20 protein-coding genes are annotated in these 22,053 nt (G+C 46.4%); 8 read left to right on the top strand and 12 right to left on the bottom strand.

Features of this window, described 5'->3' with window-relative positions; all coding sequences use genetic code 11:
* Positions 1-24 precede the first annotated feature (24 nt).
* From ACDJ59_RS24090 to ACDJ59_RS24080, 3 genes are all read right to left on the bottom strand, one after another.
* Positions 25-1,023, bottom strand: coding sequence for an ABC transporter substrate-binding protein (locus ACDJ59_RS24090; protein ID WP_413406353.1), 999 nt, complete (start codon positions 1,021-1,023; stop codon positions 25-27).
* A gap of 117 nt (positions 1,024-1,140) precedes the next feature.
* Entirely contained in the window at positions 1,141-2,751 is a 1,611-nt protein-coding gene (locus ACDJ59_RS24085) for a helix-turn-helix domain-containing protein (protein ID WP_413406351.1), read from the bottom strand.
* Between the two features lie 215 nt (positions 2,752-2,966).
* Positions 2,967-3,398 carry a GAF domain-containing protein gene (locus ACDJ59_RS24080; protein WP_413406349.1) on the bottom strand — a complete coding sequence of 144 codons (432 nt, stop codon included), beginning with the start codon at positions 3,396-3,398 and terminating at the stop codon, positions 2,967-2,969.
* Between the two features lie 376 nt (positions 3,399-3,774).
* On the opposite strand from ACDJ59_RS24080, the gene ACDJ59_RS24075 reads away from it, so the two are divergent.
* The 3 genes from ACDJ59_RS24075 (at position 3,775) to ACDJ59_RS24065 (ending at position 5,979) form a co-directional block, all read left to right on the top strand.
* The gene (locus ACDJ59_RS24075) at positions 3,775-4,551 is read left to right on the top strand and encodes a Crp/Fnr family transcriptional regulator (protein ID WP_235193905.1); all 777 of its coding nucleotides are present in this window, start codon (positions 3,775-3,777) and stop codon (positions 4,549-4,551) included.
* A gap of 247 nt (positions 4,552-4,798) precedes the next feature.
* Positions 4,799-5,119: a transposase gene (locus ACDJ59_RS24070; RefSeq protein WP_413405187.1), complete on the top strand. Its 321-nt coding sequence runs from the start codon at positions 4,799-4,801 to the stop codon at positions 5,117-5,119.
* Positions 5,116-5,979, top strand: a complete 864-nt coding sequence (locus ACDJ59_RS24065; RefSeq protein ID WP_413409867.1) for an IS3 family transposase — start codon at positions 5,116-5,118, stop codon at positions 5,977-5,979. The genes ACDJ59_RS24070 and ACDJ59_RS24065 overlap by 4 nt, the downstream gene beginning before the upstream one ends.
* 41 nt (positions 5,980-6,020) lie before the next feature.
* Here ACDJ59_RS24065 and ACDJ59_RS24060 read toward each other — a convergent pair whose 3' ends face one another.
* The 3 genes from ACDJ59_RS24060 to ACDJ59_RS24050 all read right to left on the bottom strand — a co-directional run bounded on the left by ACDJ59_RS24060 (position 6,021) and on the right by ACDJ59_RS24050 (position 7,458).
* Positions 6,021-6,578, bottom strand: coding sequence for a GNAT family N-acetyltransferase (locus tag ACDJ59_RS24060; RefSeq protein ID WP_413409905.1), 558 nt, complete (start codon positions 6,576-6,578; stop codon positions 6,021-6,023).
* Between the two features lie 277 nt (positions 6,579-6,855).
* Positions 6,856-7,011: a hypothetical protein gene (locus ACDJ59_RS24055; protein WP_017691064.1), complete on the bottom strand. Its 156-nt coding sequence runs from the start codon at positions 7,009-7,011 to the stop codon at positions 6,856-6,858.
* Positions 7,012-7,164: 153 nt separating this feature from the next.
* Positions 7,165-7,458, bottom strand: coding sequence for a hypothetical protein (locus tag ACDJ59_RS24050; RefSeq protein ID WP_076253926.1), 294 nt, complete (start codon positions 7,456-7,458; stop codon positions 7,165-7,167).
* Between the two features lie 224 nt (positions 7,459-7,682).
* Here ACDJ59_RS24050 and ACDJ59_RS24045 point away from each other — a divergent pair, with 224 nt between their 5' ends.
* From ACDJ59_RS24045 to ACDJ59_RS24030, 4 genes are all read left to right on the top strand, one after another.
* Entirely contained in the window at positions 7,683-9,197 is a 1,515-nt protein-coding gene (locus tag ACDJ59_RS24045) for a DUF6359 domain-containing protein (RefSeq protein ID WP_413409904.1), read from the top strand.
* Between the two features lie 209 nt (positions 9,198-9,406).
* A complete protein-coding gene (cdaS, locus tag ACDJ59_RS24040) occupies positions 9,407-10,036 on the top strand; it encodes a sporulation-specific diadenylate cyclase CdaS (RefSeq protein WP_413406346.1) in 630 nt (209 codons plus the stop codon).
* A 287-nt stretch (positions 10,037-10,323) separates the two neighbouring features.
* A complete protein-coding gene (locus ACDJ59_RS24035) occupies positions 10,324-11,430 on the top strand; it encodes a Leu/Phe/Val dehydrogenase (RefSeq protein WP_413406344.1) in 1,107 nt (368 codons plus the stop codon).
* A gap of 230 nt (positions 11,431-11,660) precedes the next feature.
* A complete protein-coding gene (locus tag ACDJ59_RS24030; RefSeq protein WP_413406342.1) occupies positions 11,661-13,727 on the top strand; it encodes a methyl-accepting chemotaxis protein in 2,067 nt (688 codons plus the stop codon).
* A gap of 116 nt (positions 13,728-13,843) precedes the next feature.
* Here ACDJ59_RS24030 and ACDJ59_RS24025 read toward each other — a convergent pair whose 3' ends face one another.
* The 4 genes from ACDJ59_RS24025 to ACDJ59_RS24010 all read right to left on the bottom strand — a co-directional run bounded on the left by ACDJ59_RS24025 (position 13,844) and on the right by ACDJ59_RS24010 (position 18,037).
* Entirely contained in the window at positions 13,844-14,416 is a 573-nt protein-coding gene (locus tag ACDJ59_RS24025; RefSeq protein WP_413406340.1) for a nitroreductase, read from the bottom strand.
* A 132-nt stretch (positions 14,417-14,548) separates the two neighbouring features.
* Positions 14,549-15,439 carry an ABC transporter substrate-binding protein gene (locus ACDJ59_RS24020; protein WP_413406338.1) on the bottom strand — a complete coding sequence of 297 codons (891 nt, stop codon included), beginning with the start codon at positions 15,437-15,439 and terminating at the stop codon, positions 14,549-14,551.
* Positions 15,440-15,526: 87 nt separating this feature from the next.
* A complete protein-coding gene (locus ACDJ59_RS24015; protein ID WP_413406336.1) occupies positions 15,527-17,110 on the bottom strand; it encodes a helix-turn-helix domain-containing protein in 1,584 nt (527 codons plus the stop codon).
* Positions 17,111-17,173: 63 nt separating this feature from the next.
* Positions 17,174-18,037 (bottom strand): LysR family transcriptional regulator, encoded by an 864-nt coding sequence (locus ACDJ59_RS24010; RefSeq protein WP_211084504.1) that lies wholly within the window; start codon positions 18,035-18,037, stop codon positions 17,174-17,176.
* A gap of 156 nt (positions 18,038-18,193) precedes the next feature.
* Here ACDJ59_RS24010 and ACDJ59_RS24005 point away from each other — a divergent pair, with 156 nt between their 5' ends.
* Positions 18,194-19,255, top strand: a complete 1,062-nt coding sequence (locus ACDJ59_RS24005; protein ID WP_413406334.1) for an alkene reductase — start codon at positions 18,194-18,196, stop codon at positions 19,253-19,255.
* A 41-nt stretch (positions 19,256-19,296) separates the two neighbouring features.
* Here ACDJ59_RS24005 and ACDJ59_RS24000 read toward each other — a convergent pair whose 3' ends face one another.
* Both ACDJ59_RS24000 and ACDJ59_RS23995 read right to left on the bottom strand, forming a co-directional pair.
* Positions 19,297-20,583, bottom strand: a complete 1,287-nt coding sequence (locus ACDJ59_RS24000; RefSeq protein WP_413406332.1) for an MFS transporter — start codon at positions 20,581-20,583, stop codon at positions 19,297-19,299.
* 66 nt (positions 20,584-20,649) lie between these two features.
* Complete coding sequence (locus ACDJ59_RS23995) at positions 20,650-21,891, bottom strand: ATP-grasp domain-containing protein (protein WP_413406330.1); 1,242 nt, start codon at positions 21,889-21,891, stop codon at positions 20,650-20,652.
* Positions 21,892-22,053 lie beyond the last annotated feature (162 nt).

The raw sequence follows: 22,053 nt of genomic DNA, 5'->3' as shown, positions 1-22,053 counted from the left end.
CGTGTGGGATAGAAACATTGAACCTTAATGTTCTGTTTGGCTGAAACGTTCCTGAATCATATTGGCAATTTCCTGGACCTGTGCCTCCACGGCAAGAGGATCATATGGCCAGAACCGTTCCCCATCCAGCTTGAACACTCGATTGTTCTTCACGGCGTCCAGGGATGACCAGACGGGTGATGTTTCATCCAGCGAACCACCATTGGATAAATCCAGGAAAATATAATCACCGGCATAATCCGCCAGTTTCTCCTCGGATACAGTTACAGTATCTTTATCCTGATCAATCAGTTCCTTTTGTACAATGTCTGGTGCTTTCAGTCCGAGCTGTTGGTAGATGGCTTGCCCACCGCGGTTGACACCATCTCCGTTAATATACCAATCCTTACCAAAAAGGCTGAAGTTGGAAAAAGTCGTACCTTCCTGGACCAACCCTTGAATGGAGTCCTTGGCTGACTTCACTTTTACTTCGAATTGGGACAACCAGTCTGCGGCTTCCTTTTGTTTGTTTAAGATTTCTCCAAAAGCAGTGATTTCCTCATGCACATTGTCGTATGTACCATAAGGGATGATGAGGGTTGGTGCGATTTTGCGATATTGCTCATTCAGCTTCTCATCTCCACCTACAGTGACGATCAGGTCAGGCTCAAGTGAAAGGATTTTTTCCACTGAACCACCGTCAATACGACCAATGTCTGCTACGCCTTCAACCAGATCAAGCACATAAGGGCTTTCCAGCTCATAATCCGGTGCGCCTACGGGTTTGATACCAAGTGCGAGAAAATCAGCGAGGTAGCCCTGTGTCACAATCCGCTGTGGGTTCGCGGGTATTTCAACGTCTCCATTAACGGTGGATATGATCTGCGTTTTTGCGGCGCTGTCTGCCGGTTGTTCTTCTGTAGCAACAGGTGAGGAAGGTTTATTTTCTGTCGTTTCTTCCACTTGGCTTGAGCAGCCAATAATTCCAATCACCAGTACCAGGAACATAAGCCCAGTCCACCATTTTGATTTAACCCCTGTCATTCTGCTTCTCCCCAATCAATAATGATTATCTTTCTCAATAAAACCTCCTTAGTATCGTAGCTTTTGGATACAAGTATCGTCCATCTCAAAATGTGACCTCTTGAGCATGGACAATGGTTACCTGTTCTTTTCACCATTCTCCCGAATCAGGATATCTACCATAAGCTGAAGTTGCTTTTCCAGAGCCAGCGCATCATTACACCAGAATTGTTCCAGCTTGAGAGGATATATCCGGCTATTTCCGTTATTCATAATCTTGTTCCAGTGTGGTCGTTCCCTGAGTTTGACTTGTGCATCATGATACAGACCGCCTTCATGTGAGGAAAGCACGAGAAACATATGGTTTGCTGCATATTCCGTCAATTGATCTTCCTGGATGAACTGATGATTATTAGGTTCCAGAACGTCACGCAGAATACTGGGAGGAGGTGTAAGATTGAGTCCATAATAGACGTTGTATGCCGCTCTGGCGGTTACATTCCAGATACAGATCGTGCCATCTTCCCAGAGTTCATATAACCCAACGGTTTCATCAGGCTGGATTGCAGCCCCAAGCCGTTCAGCTCCACTGCTGACTAGTGCGGTGTAATGCCTTATCCAGTCTTCGGCAGCCTGCTCTCGACCTATGATTCGTCCGATAAGTTGAACGGTCTCCAATCGATTTAACTTGTCCCATGGCAGGACCATAACCGGAGCAATCTGTTCCAGTTGTTCGAGCTTATGGGGCAAATAGTATAGATAATCTGGCGTGATGATCAGATCAGGTGGCTCAGTTCGGAGGATTTCTTCCACACCATATTGATCCAAATCCAGTACATCATGCAACTCGTCTTGAATCAGCGGTGACATAGCCCAGGGTAGGAATGAGGCGGCAATGGGTTGAACGCCTAAGGCTAACAGATCTCCTGTGTATTGTACGGTAGCAATTCGTCTTGCGCGGGGCTGTAGTCGGTATTCACTTGGACTAATCCCAGTAAACTGCTTAAATTTTCGACTTAAGTATAAACCGTCGGAGTATCCCACAAGCAGCGCAATTTCATTTAAGGTGGCATGCGTGGACAACAGGTATTGCTTCGTCTTGTCCATACGAACTCGGGTCAAGTGAGCCTGGAAGCTGCGTCCAACCTCTTTTTGGAAGAACCTGGAGAAGTAGCTCGCATTAAACCCGGTTAATCTGGCGAGTTCTTTACGGGTCAGATGACTGTCATAGTGATGGTTAATATAGCGAAGTGCTTCACGAATTATACTGTCTACCATCTCTGTAGAAGGTTTAATCGCCAGCTTGAATAATTCAAGCAATTCACTCAGCAGATAATGGGATCTGGCTTCTTCGGTCTGGGCACTTCCTGTCCTGGTTTCGGAAAGTTCCTGGATGATTGCGAGCATTCGCAGAACCTGTGGACTTGCTCCGGTCTTCGAACCATGTGAGGGCAAGTGCACTGATGTAAGCTGATAAACACGCTTGTCAGGACTCTCTTCCGTTAATGCGTAATCCTGAAAACCGATATGATACAAGGTGAAGGCAGAAGGCGGGATATGTATAAGCTCCAGGGAGCACTGGGAATGTAGAAAAAGTAACTGCCCTTTATGTAAAACACCATGTTCATTACCATATCTATAGTTCACCGTCGCTGTGCAGGTAACCAACGAAGGCGTTTTTATGGAAATGGCACTGTTGTGCTGTGTGGATTCCCATGGAATAACACTGGCATTTGTCAGTACAAACATATCTGTGGCCTCCTTAGCTGTATATACTATCTATGAGCATATGGATGTATGGACTCGATTATATCAATCTGTGTGAGTGACGTCGATGTATACAGATGAGCGAAGACAGGTGAACAGACTAAGGCTCGCTCCACTGTGAATAACTATAATAAAAAAAGTCTTGGTACTCCCCTAAGGAAATAACAAGACTTCTTCCATATTAAAGACAGATGTCGTTATCCATATACGTGCGGCTGAAGATGTAGAGCGATTTGCTCCGTCTGCCGGATCATGTCCGGGGAGAAGGTGCAAGGCAGTCTGCTGCCAACGAGCAGCACGGCGCCAGGCACGCTTCCTTCCTGGAACACAGGTACCGCTATGGCACATACCAGCCGCTCAGCAAGCATTAACGGGCAACGACCGGGTGTATGCTCCCCGGTGGATTGTGCATCAGATCGAGCTGTGCGTCCAGTCCGAAGGGCTGTGCCCACCAGATCTTGTCCGGGGCGCATTTCCATGCGTTTCACCCGTTCATTACTAGCCCCAGAGGTATACTTCCAGCGCAGCATCGTCCCGTTCAGACAGGCAAGTCCACAGAAGTCGCTGGATGTGTTCAGGCGCAGGCCGTCGATCATCTCCTGAATGCCAGATGGCAGTTCATCATGCATGAGAGGACACTTCCTTTTTCGGAATTATAACGTACGTAAAGTGGAATTATTATCATTAACCATTGAACAGGATCATCTTAAAGTAAGGGTATTACATTGTTAGTTCTATTGTAGACCCTTTCTCTTACGTTGTAATTCAGGGAAAACCCCTATTTCCGTTCTATAATTTACTGAACTTGGGCAGTGGAGGACTCCTGAGTCAGGTGCACCAAGGGATTGAAGAAATGCGAAGGATGAGGCATAACGGTGAAATGTGACTTTTCTCACAGCAAACTCAGGGAGTTTCTCGTTAATGATCAGGTAATCCCCCGATAACCCTCGCGCTACTTTCGCGGTATGATGGATACATAAGGAATCACCGAGGGGGACGATGGTTATGGGTACAGTATTTGTAGAAAGAACAACCCAAAGAGCAGAGCAGAAACAAACGGAGGCGGGCAAAATGACACGAGAAACAGGCGGAATCCTTTCGTTCGTTACATCTGAGCAATGGGGCCTGATTGAAGCAAAGATGCAGCCCAAACGGGTGAAGTCGGGGTATAGTCTCTTTCTCGAAGGCGATGAAGCCGGATATCTGTACTACATTCGTTCGGGACGAGTGAAAATGACCAAGTCGACGGAGGATGGCAAGGAAATTATTTTATCCATTCAGCAAAGCGGCGATCTCATCGGTGAATTCGGCGGCATCGGCGGATTGAATCATAGCTACAGTGCAGAGATGGCAGAAAAAGGGGAACTGGCCATTATCTCGCTTAGCGATCTGGAAAGTATACTCAGCAAACATGGCGACCTTGCCTTGAAATTCTTGCAATGGATGGCACTGTCGCAGCGGATTACCCAGTCGAGATTCCGTGATTTGCTGCTCTATGGCAAGGCGGGTGCGCTCGCTTCGACACTGATCCGTGCTAGCAATTCGTATGGCAGGGTTACACCGGATGGCATTGTGCTGGACATGAAGCTGAACCATACCGATCTTGCCGAGATGATTGGAGCTACCCGGGAGAGCGTAACGCGGATGCTGGGGGCATGGAAGGAACAAGGTACGCTGGATATGATGGACGGCAAACTGATGATTCGTGACCTGGCAGCCCTGCGCTGTATGTGCGGATGTCCGACATTCCCAAGCTGCCCGGTAGAGCTCTGCCGACTGTAAAATAACTTGTTCCGAGGTAATCCTATATAAGGAAAGATCAACGGTTGCATTCCCGAGGAACAAATTCGATTTGGATTCCAAATGAGGCTTCAAGGCTTCACCTCCATTGGCGATTGGGGTCGTTACGGAGTAAAAGAAAAAAAGCTGGCGTCCCATATATGGGTGGTATTATCCCCTTTAAGTAGACACTTAAAAAAACCTTCATGTTATCATGGAGGTTCAAGTGATACTTGGAGGGGATATTTTTATGGCGAAAAAAGGGCAAACATTTCAGACGTATACGGAAGAATTCAAATTGAATGCAGTTAGATCCTATGTCGAAGGTTCTTCAAGTTACAAAGTAGTCGCTGAACGCGAAGGAATTCGCAACTGTTCACAACTGAAGGTGTGGGTGAAAAAGTGGAAAAACGGGGAAGCGTTCGATGAACGAAAAAACAGTGTGCCCAATCCATTGAAGGGACGTCCCCGTACAGCCTTTGGTAGCGTGGAGGAAGAACGAGACTATCTTCAAGCACAGGTGGATTATTTAAAAAAGCGGTATCCAAATCTAGTAAAGGAGAAGCGCTGAGCCAACGGGAGAACTACGATATCATCGATGAATTGCGCTGCTCGCATGGCATTACACGCCTACTATCGATTACAGGAATACCCCGATCCAGTTACTATAAATGGCGAGCAACCCAGCCGCAGCGAGACGCAAGACAAGAACGTGACCGTGAGATCAAAGAACACATGATGGCTATTCATTTTGCAAACCGAGAGTTTGGTTATCCTCGCATGACAACGGCGTTGTGGGAGGCTGGTCTGAACGTTAATCACAAGAAAGTATGGCGAATCATGCGGGAACTATCGATCCAATCGGTAATTCGTAAGAAGCGGAAGAAGTCCAGCTATACGCCATCTGTGATCTATCCGAATCGCCTGAAGCGCCAATTTCACGCTACAGCACCCCAGCAAAAAATGGTAACGGATATTACCTATATTTCGGATGGGAGCGCATTCGTTTACCTGTCTGTCATTCAAGACTTGTTCAACAACGAGATTGTAGCTTGGCAGTTATCTAAACGGAACGATGTTCAGCTCGTATTGGATACGGTGGAACAATGGACACAAAAAAGAGACGTTTCGGAAGCCGTGCTCCATTCGGATCAGGGCTTCCAGTACACGTCTCAGGCGTACAACTCACGATTAGAAGCATTTGGCGTCAAAGGCAGCCACTCTCGCAAAGCAACCTGCCTGGATAACGCATGCATCGAATCTTTCTTTTCGCATCTCAAGACAGAGAAGCTGTACCTTAACCAGTGTAATTCAGAAGCAGAGATTCGACAAGCCGTGGAAGATTACATGTACAATTACAACTACCGACGCTTTCAAGCCAAACTCAAACAGCGCGCACCGATTGAATATCGATGCGCACTGGCAGCATAGCTTTTTTCATCTGTCTACTTGACAGGGGTATGACCAGGGAGTCAGCTTTTTGTGTTTCTTTGTAATTGTTCACCTGCATATTCCTTTGCAAGAATCGAATAGATCACAGAGTCATGAAAGGAACCTTTGTAGAACCAGTGCTCCCGCAGCAGACCTTCACGCTGCATGCCAATCTTCTTCATGACGTTCTCCGAAGCTGTGTTGTGCGGACGACATTTGGCGTAAATTCGGTGAATGCCGAGTTCGTTGAAACCGAAGCCTAGTAGAGCACTGGCTGCTTCGGCCGCATACCCTTTTCCTTGATAGGCGGGATTAAGGACGTAACCGATCTCTGCATTGGTTTTCTCCATAACGTGAATGCCCACTCCGCCAAGGAGAGTTCCATCACTTTTCAAACATATTGCAAGTTCAAAGCCCTCTCTTGGATGTGCCTGCTGTGTGTCCAATACAAACTGCACGTATGCTCGTGTATCTTCTTCGGTATTCGGCCCCCACGCTGTATGCTGTGTAACTTCCGGCATGGAAGTATAGGCATGAATCCTCTCCCAATCGGTCTCAAGAATATCCCGGATGATCAGTCTGTCGGTCTCCAGTTGCATCATTGTTCACTCCTATATCAATTGAACTAAAGAATATTACACTTGCCACTCCGATGACAGAACAACCTTCCGATCGCTGTTACCCCCAGATTTTTTTGATCCCCTTTTTCAAAAGGGAAAATCCGGGGATAAAGGCGAACGCTCCGCTTCTTCAGGTTATTTCTGTCCTCTCCGTTTCTCGTGTAAATGTTTAGATCAATTATATTGTAAAATAAAAATAGCCCAATAACCGATTCATGTAAAGAATGGGTTATTGAGCTCTGATGTATGTGGAATGCTATTGTGGTTGTTTACATTGAACTGCGGGATAAGTATAAGCCAACTTACGGATAATTTCCTTTTGCCATCTCGTATCACCCAGGTTGGTTGCCAGGTTCAGAAGATCCAAATAATCGTCAAGCTGCAGATCAGCCTTTTGCAGAGTTGTATTCATTCGATGTTCGTTCCCCTTTATCTATAAAATCGTAAAATCATATGCAGTAGAAAGTTACAAAGAGACAAGTTCAAGAATGATAATCATTATCACGTTTATATATTCATTATGCAATGAACGCTGGTAAAATGCAATCCCAAGTCCGCATCTAATTTAACTTTTTTCTGAAAATAGGCTCATCCACAGCACATAGGGAATGTATACACCGAGATATGCAGACGGATACAGGAACCAGCCATTCAACAGGAAATGATGAATCTCGGTGGTGAATGTGGTCATATGAGCATTCGTCGCATACACATCACCAGCAATGACGGTTGCCGCACTATAGAAACAGAGTAGCGCAAGAATATGAAACAATCGTCTAACCATCCGGGAACGAAGAGCAACATAAGCCATAATCAGCGGAACAATCAACAAGAGCAACAAAAACACCAATTTCATCATCGTTTTACTCCTTCGGTAAATGGAATCCTAATGATTATCAGTATGGGCCAATAGACTCAACTTCTAAACTTTTTCATAAACTTTACAAAAAGAAAGAGGAATTCAGCATATGAACAATTAAATTAAAGGAGGATAACCCATTATCAGGTAATTATGAGGAGGAGAAAGGGAATATGAAAAAGGCGTTATGGCAGCACTGGATCGGGGCATTCCTGGTCTTTATCATGATGGCAACCGCACTGCTGGGGCCGGGTTCGCAAAGTCCGGTACAAGCTGCAGCACCACTTACGGTATCTCAGGCCATCGCTGCCCAGAGCGGTGGAGGAACAGCAACGGTTGAAGGAATCATTGTTGGACATGCTACCGGGTCGCTTACCGCGAAGTTTACATCTCCGTATGCCAATGATTTTAATGTTCTGATTGCGGATTCAGCGTCAGAGCGAACTAACGCCAGATTATTGGATGTACAGGTTCCCTCATCTTTCCGTTCGCAATATGGATTGGCGTCCAACCCCAGTCTTGTAGGCAAAAAGATCATCGTAACCGGAACCCTCGGTGCCTACAACAGCTATGCAGGAGTCAAAAACCCAACGTCCATCGCGCTTTCCTCCGGAACAACCAATCCTGATCCAGAACCAAACCCGGGCACAACACTGCCGGATGGTACCGGCAAGAAGGTGTTGTTCGATAATACCCACGCCCAGACAGCAGGTGCTGCCGACTGGATTATTGACGGGGCATTTTCGGATTTTGCCAATGGTTTGCGAAACGCAGGCTTTGCCGTGGATCAGCTGGAACGCAGCATCCCGTATACATTCGGTGAGCAAGCCATCACCTATAATAAATTGAAAGATTACCACGTCTTTGTCATTGGCGAAGCCAACGTGCCGTTCAAAGCGACTGAGCAGGCTGCGCTGGTGCAGTACGTGCAGAACGGAGGAAGTATCTTCTTCATTTCCGACCACTATAATGCAGACCGCAACAAAAACCGCTGGGATTCTTCCGAAGTATTCAACGGTTATCGCCGCGGTGCCTTCTTGAATCCAGCCAAAGGCATGTCTTCGGCTGAAGCCGAATCACCAGCCATGCAGAGTGTGACGAGTTCAGACTGGCTCGCGACGAACTTTGGTGTCCGTTTCCGCTACAATGCCCTGGGAGATGTGAACGCATCGGATATCGTTGCACCTGCACAATCCTTTGGCATTACGGCCGGTGTCAATTCTGTAGCCATGCATGCGGGATCGACCATTGCGATAATAGACCCGAACAAGGCCAAAGGCTTGGTGTATGTACCAAGTGGTGTGTCCAAGTGGGGCAATGCTGTGGATCAGGGCGTATATAATGGTGGTGGACGAGCTGAAGGAGCCTATGCAGCCATTGCAAAGGTTGGTGCGGGCAAAGCCGCATTTATCGGTGACTCTTCACCTGTGGAAGACGCGACTCCGAAATATTTGCGTGAAGAGACCGGTGCTACCAAGAAGACCTATGATGGATTCAAAGAAGTGGACGATGCAACGTTCCTTGTGAATACTGTGAAATGGCTCGCGGTCAAAGAGAGTTACACCAGTCTGGCACAAGTGCCAGGACTGACATTGGATACGGCAACAAGCCTGCTTCCTATCGAAGCTCCGGCTGCATCAACCGAGCCGCAACTTGAGCCATGGGCTGCACCAGCGGCAGGGTACAAATGGTATGATCCGACTACATTTAAGACAGGTTCATACGGCAAAGCGCAATAAGTAAAGTAGACAAACATCAAATTATTATGCGAATAGAGTCTGACCGTGCAGTTTTTCGGACAGGCTCTTTTTTTGCTTGTTATATCAGTTACAATGAAGCCCATGATTAGCTCCTACCACCCTGCCATTGCATAAATATCTGCTCCAGAGGGGAAGGTATGGGTACTAATGATGCGGCGTGAAGCCCAACCCAACCAAGGAGGCGGCGAATGATGACTCAGCAAGCAGACTGTGACAGTTCCTCGATGAGGCAGAAGCTTAAGGCAGACCTCCATCGTGTAGCAGAGCGTATGAATCTGACGTTATCCCAATTTGACAATGACAGTGCCTGCCTGCTGGGGCAATTTGCAGAGATTCGAGCGGAAATCAAGCAGATTGAGGTGCTCGCCTCTTCGTTTTATCTGGATTGTTATCTGTCACCCTTTACCGAGAAGTTTGCCGAATTAACATCGAGCGTGCAGCATCTATCTGACCGGAGATATGGGGCGTTGATTGTGATTGAAAGGGAGATTCCGTTGGAGTCGATCATTCATTCAGGTGTGGCTGTGGATGCAAGAGTGACGCATGCGCTGCTGGAATCGCTATTTATTCCCGGTGCACCTCTGCATGATGGGGCTGTGTTGATTCGTGGCAATCAAATTGTATCCGCTGGTAATGTGCTGCCGTTGTCGCAAGCGGAAGTGCATGAACGAAAAATAGGCACTCGTCATCGGGCTGCATTGGGTTTAAGTGAATTGACGGATGCGGTTGTGTTGGTTGTCTCCGAGGAGACAGGACAGGCTTCATTCGCTGTGGATGGCGATTTGCATCCAATCAATGTGGTCGAAACGCTCCCTTAAATGTGAATGATCAAGTGGCCTACTTGGGGCGATTAAGTTGATGCAGTTGAGGGAAGTGTACCTTTCTCCTGTAAGGGAGAGAGGTTTTTCTATTGATAGACGATAAAATTATAATCTGAAATTCGACCGCTATGCTCCCGCCATATGAGAAACATCGATCGATGCTTCTCTGACATTGCGATGTGATTTTGCACAAACTGGGTATTCATGGGTACAATAGAGGATGGTCAATGAATAGAGAACAATGCGATTGGATCGCAAAAATGGTTGGAGGAGACGGTTAGCACATGAGTTGGTTTGAAGCAATGGAGCATCACGATTATGAGGAACTGGTTCTGTGCCAGGATCGAAATTCAGGGTTAAAAGCAATTATCGCCATACACGACACAACACTCGGCCCTGCGCTGGGAGGCACGCGGATGTGGACTTACGCTTCAGAAGAAGCAGCCATTGAAGATGCCCTGCGCCTTGCCCGTGGTATGACATATAAGAATGCGGTATCTGGCCTCAATCTGGGCGGTGGCAAAACCGTTATCATCGGAGATCCGCGGCGCGACAAAAACGAAGCGATGTTTCGGGCGTTTGGACGATATATTCAAGGGTTGAACGGACGTTATATCACTGCCGAAGATGTGGGAACAACGGAAGAGGACATGAACCTGATCTATCAGGAAACCGATTATGTGACAGGCATCTCCGCGAGTTATGGTTCATCCGGTAACCCATCGCCTGCAACGGCTTGGGGTGTATATCGGGGGATCAAGGCAGCGGCCAAAGAAGCATTTGGTACCGATCTGCTGGAGGGTAAAACGATAGCGGTCCAAGGTGTCGGCAATGTGGCGATGCATCTGTGCAAATATCTGTATGAGGAAGGTGCACATCTGATCGTTACGGATATCCATAAGGACTCGGTGAAACAGGCTGTGGACCGCTTCGGCGCGACAGCAGTTGATCCCGCAGACATCACTAGTGTGGAGTGTGATATCTATGCACCATGTGCACTGGGCGGCACGATTAATGACGATACGCTCAGAACGCTCAAGGCAAAGGTTGTAGCGGGCTGTGCCAATAATCAGCTGTTGGAGACCCGTCATGGGGATCAGCTGTATGATATGGGCATCGTATATGCGCCTGACTATGTTATCAATGCAGGTGGTGTAATTAACATTGCGGATGAGTTGAACGGTTATAACGCGGATCGGGCGTGGAGCAAGATCGGAGAGATCTATTCCAATCTGGAGAAAATATTCGAAAGCTCACGTACCGAGGGCATCGCTACCTATGTTGCCGCAGATCGTCTGGCTGAGCGACGGATTGAACAGATGAAGAATACGCGCAGTACATTCTTGCAGAATGGTCATCACTCATTGAGTTCCCGGAGATTGCGCAAGTAAACTTAATAGATTCATAAAAAAACTTAAAACGGTCTGTTAGATAACGGCAACATCCATTCCAAAGATGGATAGTCGATCTGACAGGCCATTTTTTTATGTTGCTATCAGAATTTCAAAAAAAGAAAAACAGTGGCAATATCTCCCTAATTGATCAATTTTACTATGGATTTTTCCGATAATGTATGTACATCGTTCAGATGCAGATGGTTCAGGGAAGTGGGGAGAAGGAAATGGGGAAAAGAAAAGGTGTAGGACATAAGATCAAAAATATGTCGCTTAAAATCAAGCTGCCTTTCATGATCAGTGTATTGGTTGTTTTGGTTCTGCTTGGTGCAACGACCACAAGTTATATGATTTCATCTGATGTTGTGGTCAAGAAAAGCAAGGATGAAATGAATGTGATGGCTGACCGCCTTGGGGAAGGGCTTTGGACAGCTATGCAGCTTCAACAACAATTGAGTCATGCGATATCCGTACATAGTACTTTTAAAGAACTCTTAAAGTTGCGTGATACAACTGACATGACGGATGAAGAATTTTTATCGGATGAGAACCCGTATTTCAATAAGGCCAATACGATCTTGACCGACAGTATATCGGAAACGGAAGGAAGTAAGCCAGATCTGTTCGTTTTTGATAAGGAAGGAATCATGGTGGCAGGAACCATGCCAGAAGTCATTGGTCAGTCACGGGGAGATCGGGAATATTTTAAGGAATCTATACAGGGGAAATCCTTCATCAGTGACGCGGTCGTCTCTAAGACTGGCAAGAAGCTCATTATTGTATTCTCGGAGCCTATCACCGATGAAGAGGGGAATAACCTGGGTGTGCTTGCTATGTCGGTGGACAGCAGCTTCTTCCTGGGGCAACTCGGAGACATTAAAATCAATGGTCAAGGCAGAGTTGAAGTACTGAGTCGGAGCGGCATCATTATGTATGATTCACTGGACCCTTCCGTTGTGGGAAAAACGCTGGAAGAAGATAAGGACGCGATGGGAATTATCGAGGCTAGAGCCACTGACAAAGTGAAAATCACTTCGATGGATCGAGAAGATACCTACTATCGTATTAATCAGATTCCGGGTGCAGATCTCTCTGTGCTCATTATTGACGATTATGCCGATATCAAGCGTCCGATAGAGGATATGCAGCGCCAGATGGTTATCGTGATATTGATCGGGATTGCTCTGGCTATTGGTGTGGGATTGCTGATTTCTCGCAGTATTACAAGACCTATCATACGTCTGAGCGGTCTGTTCCAACAGCTTGCTCAAGGCAATCTGACCGTTAAGGCCAATGGCAAGTATAACAGCGAATTCAAGGATCTGGCGGAGAGCTTCAATGGTATGGTGGAGCAGAACAGAAACCTGATTACCGATATGAATAGTTCGATTCATGTCCTTCAGGCCAGCACTCAGGAGTTGGAGGAGACATCCAGACAGACGGCAAGATCCATTGATGAGACATCGGCGACGTCCATGGGGATTGCCAAAGCCATGGAGGCTCAATCGGAAGATACCGAGCAGATTGCAGGCAAATTCAACAGCTTTGGCGATAAAGTGGCTGCCATGAACAGCAGTGCACAGGATGTGAAGGCAAGAGCGGATGAGATCGAAACGGTATTCCACAACGGGAATGAAGTCGTGAATGAACTGATGCGTATCAACGAGGTGAACGAACGGGAAGTGGAGAAAATCTCGGAGATTACCGTCAAACTTCAAACCAGTTCGGGCAGTATTAGTCAGATCACGGAAGCCATCAGCCAGATTGCGAAGCAGACCAATCTGCTTGCATTGAATGCTTCAATTGAAGCATCACGGGCAGGTGAGCATGGCAGAGGATTTGCGGTTGTGGCCGAAGAGATCCGCAACCTGGCAGAGCAGAGCTCCCGCCAATCCAAGGAAATCTCCAGCATTATCGAGCAGAATCTGGCCGATGTCGCCGAGAACAACCAAAGTGTTGCCGAAATTCACACCATCTCGTCCAGACAGGATGAGCTTGTCTTGCAGACTCGCCAGGCATTTGATGTGATTTTGGAGAAGGTAACGGTCATTAATCAACAGATCGCTACGATGGCAGGACAGATGCAGGAGATGTTACAGAACAAGGATGACGTACTGGAGTCTGCCCATAGTTTGTCGGCTTCAGGAGAGCAGGTATCCGCTTCGGTTGAAGAGGTAACAGCAACCATGATGGAGCAATCTTCAACAGTACAGCAGTTGGCCAACATGGTTGATACGATCGATCAATTGACGCAAAAGCTGGCCGAATCGGCTGCGCGATTCAAGGTGGAGTAAGGGTCTCAGGTTCATTAAAACAAAATAACACGAACAAGGGATGTCCTCTGTCATATTCATGACTTATAGGACATCCCTTTCTTTTTTATGCTCTCGATCAATGTGCTCTAATCCATTTAGTGATCAATGAGATGCAACAGTTGAGGGAGAGGTGTGCGAGGTTTGGGCATAGGCTGATCTTCAGCGTTAAAATACCCCATGTGTAGTGTACCTACTATTTTTTCCTCAGATGTCACACCAATGGCTTCACAGAATAGCGGATTTTCGTTGAAAGTGCTTGTCTTCCATACAACGCCGATGTGTTGTTCCCAGGCGAGCAACTGTATGTTCTGGATCAGTGCCGAGGTTGCAGCAAAAGCCTCTTCCCACGCCTTGGAGGGCAGGTTGGCTGTCATAACCACAACCAGATGCACAGGTGTCTGTGCACAATAGGCAGCTCTGATTTGTTGTCCGTACTTTGCTATAAATTCAGGATTGCGTGTACTCAATACAGCGCTTGCGAATATTTCTCTGCCCTCATTCATAAACAGAATGAAGCGCCAAGGTTCCTTTTTGGAGTGAAAAGGAGCCCATATCGCGTCCTCCAGAATCTCATGAATCGTTTCCAAGGGAATAGGTAGGCCATTAAATTCCTGAATCGTCCGTCGTTCGATCACGGTCTGCCTAAGACTTGTTTTGGGTTTCATCATGTTCCTCTATAACTCGAAGGAAGCAGCGATTTCATCAATAATTTTGCTAAGACCGATGGGACCGTATCCTGCAAACCACAGGTTGGCATCACCGATATATACATGATCGTTCTGGACTGCATTCAGATTGGCCTAGATGGATGTATCCATGATGTTATTAAGCACAACCTTGTTTTCTTCACCTGGACGCAGAATGATAAACAGTCGATCCGGGTTCAGCTCAGGCAGAATTTCCTCGGAAATTGCCACATTCCATGATCCCTGGAAATCTACACTGTCTACTGAAGCAGGGGTTAATCCCAGAGCACCAAACAGAGTGAAGTTATCATCAGGTTTAATCAACTGAAGCTGTTTATCCTGTACACGCATGTAGGCCACCGTTTCGTCTTTGGCTTTTACGGCAAGCTCATCATGGGTTTGGGTCACTTTGGCATCATAGGCATCTTTGACCGCTTGGGCTTCTTTTTCTTTGCCAAGAACAGTTGCCGTTTCTATGAATCGCTCCCAGTCTCCTTTTTCTTCATTATCAAAAAGGATCGTTGGAGCAATCTTGGAGAGTTGCTCATAGTTTGCTTCATTTAACGTTTTGGAGGCCAGAATGAGATCCGGCTCAGCCTGGAGCAATGCTTCAAAATTGGGAGACTCGCCGGAACCTACGGCAGTGGTATCTTTCATCTGATCTGCCAGATATTCAGGGAATCCGAGATCGTTATACGTTACCATGGCTGTTGGTTCAATGCCGAGAGCGAGTAATTGGTCAGCAAAGACGTAGAGCATACCTGCAATTTTCTTGGGTTCAGCAGGAATTTCGATATCCCCTTTGATCGTGGAAATGGTGCGTGTATTCTCACTTCCCTGTTCAGCGGTTGATGGCTTTGCCCCATTAGATTCGGGTGAAGCGGAGTTCCCGCTGTTCTGGGAAGTCCCACAGCCCGCAAGCATGCTGCATAGAATAAGAACGGTTATAAGGAATCGTCCTGATTTGAAAAAGGTAGAGAAGCGTTGGTTGTTAGGTAAAGACACGTTGTACACACCCTTTAATTGATTTTGATTATCATTATCAAAATAATTATAGGTGCATTCCAAATCGTAATCCATGGATATTCCTGTTTAATGCATGGACGTTTGGCTCAGGAACAATTGACTAACCCGATTCAGAAACAGATTATGAGCCAAGGAAGTATAACAGGAGTAGGGGGAGGAATCGCCCAATTCATAGACTTGATTCGTACGAACCGCCTTCCATTGTTGCCAGATTGAATTTTGCATAAGTGACGCTACAGTGTGCGTGCGCTCTTCTGCGTGACCACTTGTAAACAGAATGAAGTGTTCAATATCCGACTGAACCAGCTGTTCCAGTGACATTAAACGGGAATGGGATACGCGGTGTAGAGCTTGGGGTACGGATAACTGCAAATCATCATAGAGTACCGTACCCAGATTACGGTTGCCGTAGACCCGGAACTTTCCATCTTCGTATTGCGCCACAGCCACAGGACGGTCATCCATGGCATGCAGTATACTGGAGATTTTTTGTTTGACCGATAGATCATAACGTTCCAGCCATTCTTCACCAGCTGTTATTTTGCCCACGGATTGTGCAATGGAGTACATCTGTTTACGCCAATCTCCTGCAAAAGATACGGTGCAAGTGGAGGCAATATGCCGAAATAATTCGGCTTTTTTGGGCTCTTCATAATCGGTTCCTTCATACCCAATGATCAGTTCCGGGTGTGCATTCATTAATAGTTCCAGATCAGGCTGATCTCTGCCCACTTGAATCACATTTTTGAATTCATATGATGTCCTATGGACCGGATTAATCAGTGCCGCATAAGGCTCAATACCAAGGGCAAGCAGATGCCCCGTATAGGGATGGGCAAGTGAAGCGATACGTGTTACGGAGCGATGTTTTTTAATATAAACCATGGGAGACAATCCGGTGGTTGCTTTGAATTTTCGGCTGAAATAGAATTCATCTTCATACCCGACCTGGCGGGCTGTTTGTTTGATCGTGTTGTCCGAGGCCAGTAGCAGATCACCGGCTTCCCGGATGCGTACGGCGTTCAAATATTCAATGGGACCTTGTCCAATCATTTTTTTGAACAATCTGGAATAACGGTTGACACTCAGTCCAGCCATTTCAGCCAGTTTTTCGCGTGTGAAGTTATCCTGATAATGTGTATTGATATATTTTTGGCTCTGCCTTACCGCTTCAATCGCGGTATCTTCCTGGAATTTCTGCTTTTTCTGCTTTAATAGGAGAAGACACAGTTCCTGAAAGAGGATCTGACGTGCCATTCCAGCCCATGGATCTTCCTTCTGCCCACCTTCATGGATTTGAATGGCGAGAACGGGAGCTGAGGGAACAACAGCGGCAATGAATTCAAGATGTGGATCAATAACTCGCTGCATGTTGCCATCCAGTTCTTCGTTGTAGACATTGTAGGTTAAGGTGACACATTCAAAATCAGGCTGTACCTCGGTAATTGCGATACAGGTGTGAGAAGGTGGGACGGAAAGGACTTGAGGAGCGCATAGGGAGATGATTTTGTCTTCGACTTTGACGGTTATGCTCCCTTTGATCACAACAAGCAGCGTATGATGTGGACGGGATGGAAAGGACACTTGTTCTGCATTGTTGTCGACACGCCGGGCGTCAATGAGCCTATATATTAGATTCGTGAGTTTCATCTGATCTTCTCCTGACTGCTGTGAATGTACATACTATACTGCTGCTTATAAAAGTTATCTATATCAAAACGTAATGCACTTCTGATTCAGCAGCTTCATGAATTGATCCAGCGCACTACTGACATACCGATCCTCACCGCGGACAAAGGTTGTCGTGGTATGAGTATAGCGATCTGCGAGATCAAATACGGAGAAATCATCCGGTTTCTTGTGAATAACGCTGCACGGCATAATGGTAAATGCGATACCTGACTCCACACAGCTGAGCAGGTTTTCCATCGTACTCACTTCGATGATATTACGTGCGGACAACCCCTCTTCCTGCAAAAATTCTTCGGTCATTTCACGATACGGACAGCCCTCGGGGAAAACGACCCATGATACTTGGCACAGACTTTCGGGTGGTGTATCCATCTGCTTGGAGATGATATGAACGGTGTCCTGCATCTCGTATTCCACCTTCAAACCTTCTTTCACACAAGCCCCGCTGATAAAAGCACCATCAATCTCATCGTCCTGTATTTTCTTGCGCAGTACTTTGGGTGAAGTGGCGTTAACGAGTGAGATGGACACCTTCGGGTAGGTTATTTGATATTCATTCAGAATCTCCATAAAACGGCTGGATGCCGCCGTTTCCACAATGCCGATTTTCAGCGTGCCAGAAGGCTCACCGGGATCGGTCATATCCTGCTTCAGATCATGTAAAAGGTTGTGAATCTGTGTGGCGTACTGGACGAACTGTTCTCCTTTGGAGGTCAGTACGACACCTTTGGGAAATCGGTTGAACAACTGGATTTGATATTCCTGCTCCAGTTTTTTGATGCGCGTAGTGACATTGGATTGCGCGTAATTCAGTTCTTTGGCGGCCTGTGAGATTTTGCCTGAACGCGCCACCGCGAGAACAATATCGATATCGGAAAGTTCCATGTTGTATCCTCCTGAACGTGGATTAACTTCAATTGCTTCCGCAGATGCTGATGTTAGGTATCTCTCTGAGAGATACAACTATATATTTCAATCATTTTACGATATATCAGGGTCGCCTTACAATATCCTTAAAGACGAAGAGAGTAGGGATATGACATGGATAACTTGAATACACGCTCAGTACTATTAAGCCCGGTAAAGATTCACCAGTGGCAATTAAGGAACCGAATTGTGATGGCGCCGTTGACCCGGGGATTTGCTGATGATCAGGAGGGGAACGTAACGGATGAGATGGTGGCGTATTATGAGCAGCGTGCGCGAGATGGTGTGGGGCTGATTATTACCGAGGGCATTAACCCCAATCTGGCAGGCAAAGGCACTTACGGCATCCCCGGCTTATATACAGATGAACAGACGACTTCTTGGAAAAGGGTAACGGATGCTGTTCACAGACATGGCGGCACCATTATTGCTCAACTGTGGCATGTCGGCAGGTTGTCCCACTCCGATCTGATCGGAACCACTCCAGTGGCACCTTCCAACCTTGCGGCAGAGGGAAGAGTGCATAAGCTGCATAAGCCGTATCAGGTTCCTCAAGCGATGAGTACACAGGATATAGCGGATACGATTCAGCATTTTCAGACGGCCGCCCGCAATGCGGTTCTGGCAGGGTTCGACGGGATCGAGCTGCATGCTGCGCATGGGTATCTGATCGACCAGTTTATCAATGAGAAGACCAACCACAGAACAGACAAATACGGAGGAGACACAGCGGGCAGATTGCGGTTCTTGCGGGATATTATTGTGGCTATGAAAAAAGAGATCCCTGTGGATCGCATATCGGTACGATTTTCCGAGAAAAAGGATGATGATGCATCCTATGCTTGGGCAGACAAAGCTGGAATGATTGATGCATATCTGAACTTGTTCCGCGAGACGGGAATTACGATCTTGCATCCCTCAACAGCTCAATATACAAAAGCGTGGGACGGAGAACTCACTTTTCACCAGAGAATTCGGAGTCAATGGGATGGAATCATCATTGGTGTGGGGGATTTGGATGTTCAGACCGCAGAGCACGCGATTGGTAAGGGAAGCATAGACCTGGCTGCGTTCGGCAGACCGTTTATCGCCAATCCAGATCTGGTACAGAGACTGCATGCGGGTCAGCAATTGATTGAGTATAATGCGAATGCACATTTGCCTATTTTAGTGTGAAAATAAAGTGAAAAAAAGGGCAGAATAGGCTGCCCTGAGGTTCAGATACTTTTTGAGTGATCCAGCGGATTCATTTCGCTTTTTCTTGTTGAGCTTTTTTCGATATACCAGAGAATGATCATAGACAACGCATAGAACAGACTGACAGCCAGAATAATGATCCATACACTTTCCATGTCCATGCTTTTGATGAAAATGCCTGTCAAATATGGGCTAAGTGTATAACCCAAGCAACCTACGAATAACAGCAAGCCATTAAACCGGCCCTGATGTGTATCGGGTACACGCGAAGCAATATACAGATTGATATTGGTCTGCACGAGAATCTCTCCAATGGTCCACAGCACCGTGGATAAGGCGACGATGGAAAAATGGGGGAAGGTTCCGAGCAGGTTCAAGGCTCCAAATCCGATTCCATAGAAGAGTGCGCCTGTAGCTATGGAGTTTAGGGCAGTTAATTTGCGTGTAGCGGACAGGATCACAGTGGTAAGAATAATGACGCTAATGGCATTGATGGTCATGACAGAGCCGTAATATGCTGCCCCGTTCTCGCCAAATGAATGATTCATCTGGAGTGGGAGGCTAAATGAGTATTGCATATAGATAAAATAATTAAGAAATGACACAACGATGAAGAAGGCAACAAGTGGGTTTTTCAGCAGTAGTCTGAATAAAGGTGAAGGCGGTTGGCTCGATCGTTGTTGTTCTTGTTGTTGTCCAGCATGTTCGCTGTTTGTTGATGCCAATTCCTTGCGTGTGCCGATCTTAACCTGGTTGATGATGATAAAAGTAGATATCAGAAACACGGTACCGATACTTATAAAGACAATGTTGACGTGATCCTTGATAAAAAAACCGGCGACCAGTGGTCCGATGGCTATACCCAGATTGGCCCCCAGATACATGAGGGAAAAGGCGGACTTTCGCTCTTTCTCCTCCGTGCACAGTTGAATAATCAGTGCATTATAAGCAGGTCGGGTAATACTGATGAAGAACATGACTGCAATCAGAAGATAACCAACGGTAAGGGTGCCTGACCAAAAAGAGCAGCTTATAATCATGATGGCAGACAACAGTTGCCCGATGACAATAATTGTTTTTTTGCCCATAACATCGCTTAAATAGCCGCCGAGAAGTACACCGGGTCCGCTAATCAGGGCTGCCATGGACACAAAGATCCCTGCACTGACCACATTCATGCCCATCTGTAACGTAAGCACCAAGGTAATCAGGGAGAATACAAAATCTCCCGTGCTGTTAATCGTTCTGGCTAAACAGAGATAATAGATATCGCGGCTCAGACCCGCGTAGGTTTTGAATAAAGACAATAATTCCAGCCCTCCCCAAGATAACCATCACTCCAGACCAAAAACAGTGAGGATGATCCGTACATCTTATACGGTTTCAGCTACCGTCACTTCAATCTTGAAGCGATCGTACATATCCAGCAGGGTTTGACGCAATTCCTCGAACGAATCACCTTCCACGATAGCATACCCTGATCGGGTCATGGTATCGTTGACGTCCCCGGCGCGCTGCCCCACTTGATAGGATACATTGAACTCAACGATACCAGGGATATCGGCATAATCCTCTCTCCCGGATATGTGTTGAATTACCCCTGCGCGTGAAGGGAAGCAGATCATGCCTGTGAATTTCTGGCTCGTCTCCTGTTTCTTGAATTCATATATTCCAACTTCCAGATCAGTGACGGCTTCGAAGAAATCAACGCCATGGGTGTTCTTGATACAAGGAGGCATAACATGTGATCCCCCGATTCTTGCCCCAATTTCTCCAAATACCACTTCTCCTTCCGGAGTCAGAAAAAGTTCGGCATGTGTTACGGATTGATTGATACCCAAGGCAGCAATGACCTGTTCATTGAGTTCTTTGATGTGATGGATAAAATCAGCTTTCGTGCCCTCAGGGAACGTAATACTGGCTGGAGGTTTCTGCTTTGTCGCAATATCCAGGCAGTTATACAGGTATTGGGAAACAGATGCAAATACAACTTTGCCCTTGGACACAATGGAATCACAATGAAACTCCGTACCGTGGATGAATTCCTCCAGCAAATCCCTTTGCTGTGCTTGTCTTGTATGGTGTAGATAATGTACTAGTTCATCCATGCTGGACAATTTGAACGTATTGATACTTCCATATCCGCTGAGTGGCTTCACAATAATCGGAAACCCGTGTACAGCAGTGAAACAAATATAGTCCTGTTCATGTAGAGCTATGGCAATTTCGGATGTCCGAATTCCGCGTTGATGCAGCATTTGTTTCATGATCCATTTGTTGCGAACAGCCTCAGCCTGATTGCGCTGCATACCGGGGATCCCGAACTCGGAACGGAGCTGACCACCGATCTCAATCGCATTCTCACCCGGCGTTAACAAAGCAGAGATGGAATGGGATTCTCGGATCTGCACCATATGCTCGCGTATGGCATCTACCGACTCCAAATGATCGACATATCTAATTTCATCAAAGAAGTCCCTGAGGACCTCATCATGATGCAAATTATGCCGTTCAATAATCAGAATTTTCTTGTGATCCGCCAATTTCTGCAAAGGTTTAACGAAGTTTAATCCAGTTGGAAGCCTGAAATCAGATATGTATACAATGGTTTTCATACGTTCTCGTATATCCCCTTTCAACAAAATACTAAAAATAGTAAAAATTCATTTCATAACATTATAACTCAACATTTTCCATTTTCAATACACTTTTTGGCGGGAAATATGAACGGAAATACATATTTGTGTTACGTTAAAGTGTTAATTGACAATAGGAAT

Source organism: Paenibacillus amylolyticus (assembly GCF_047302515.1).
Classification (GTDB): Bacteria; Bacillota; Bacilli; order Paenibacillales; family Paenibacillaceae; genus Paenibacillus; species Paenibacillus amylolyticus_G.
This window is presented reverse-complemented; position numbering and strand designations above follow the sequence as displayed.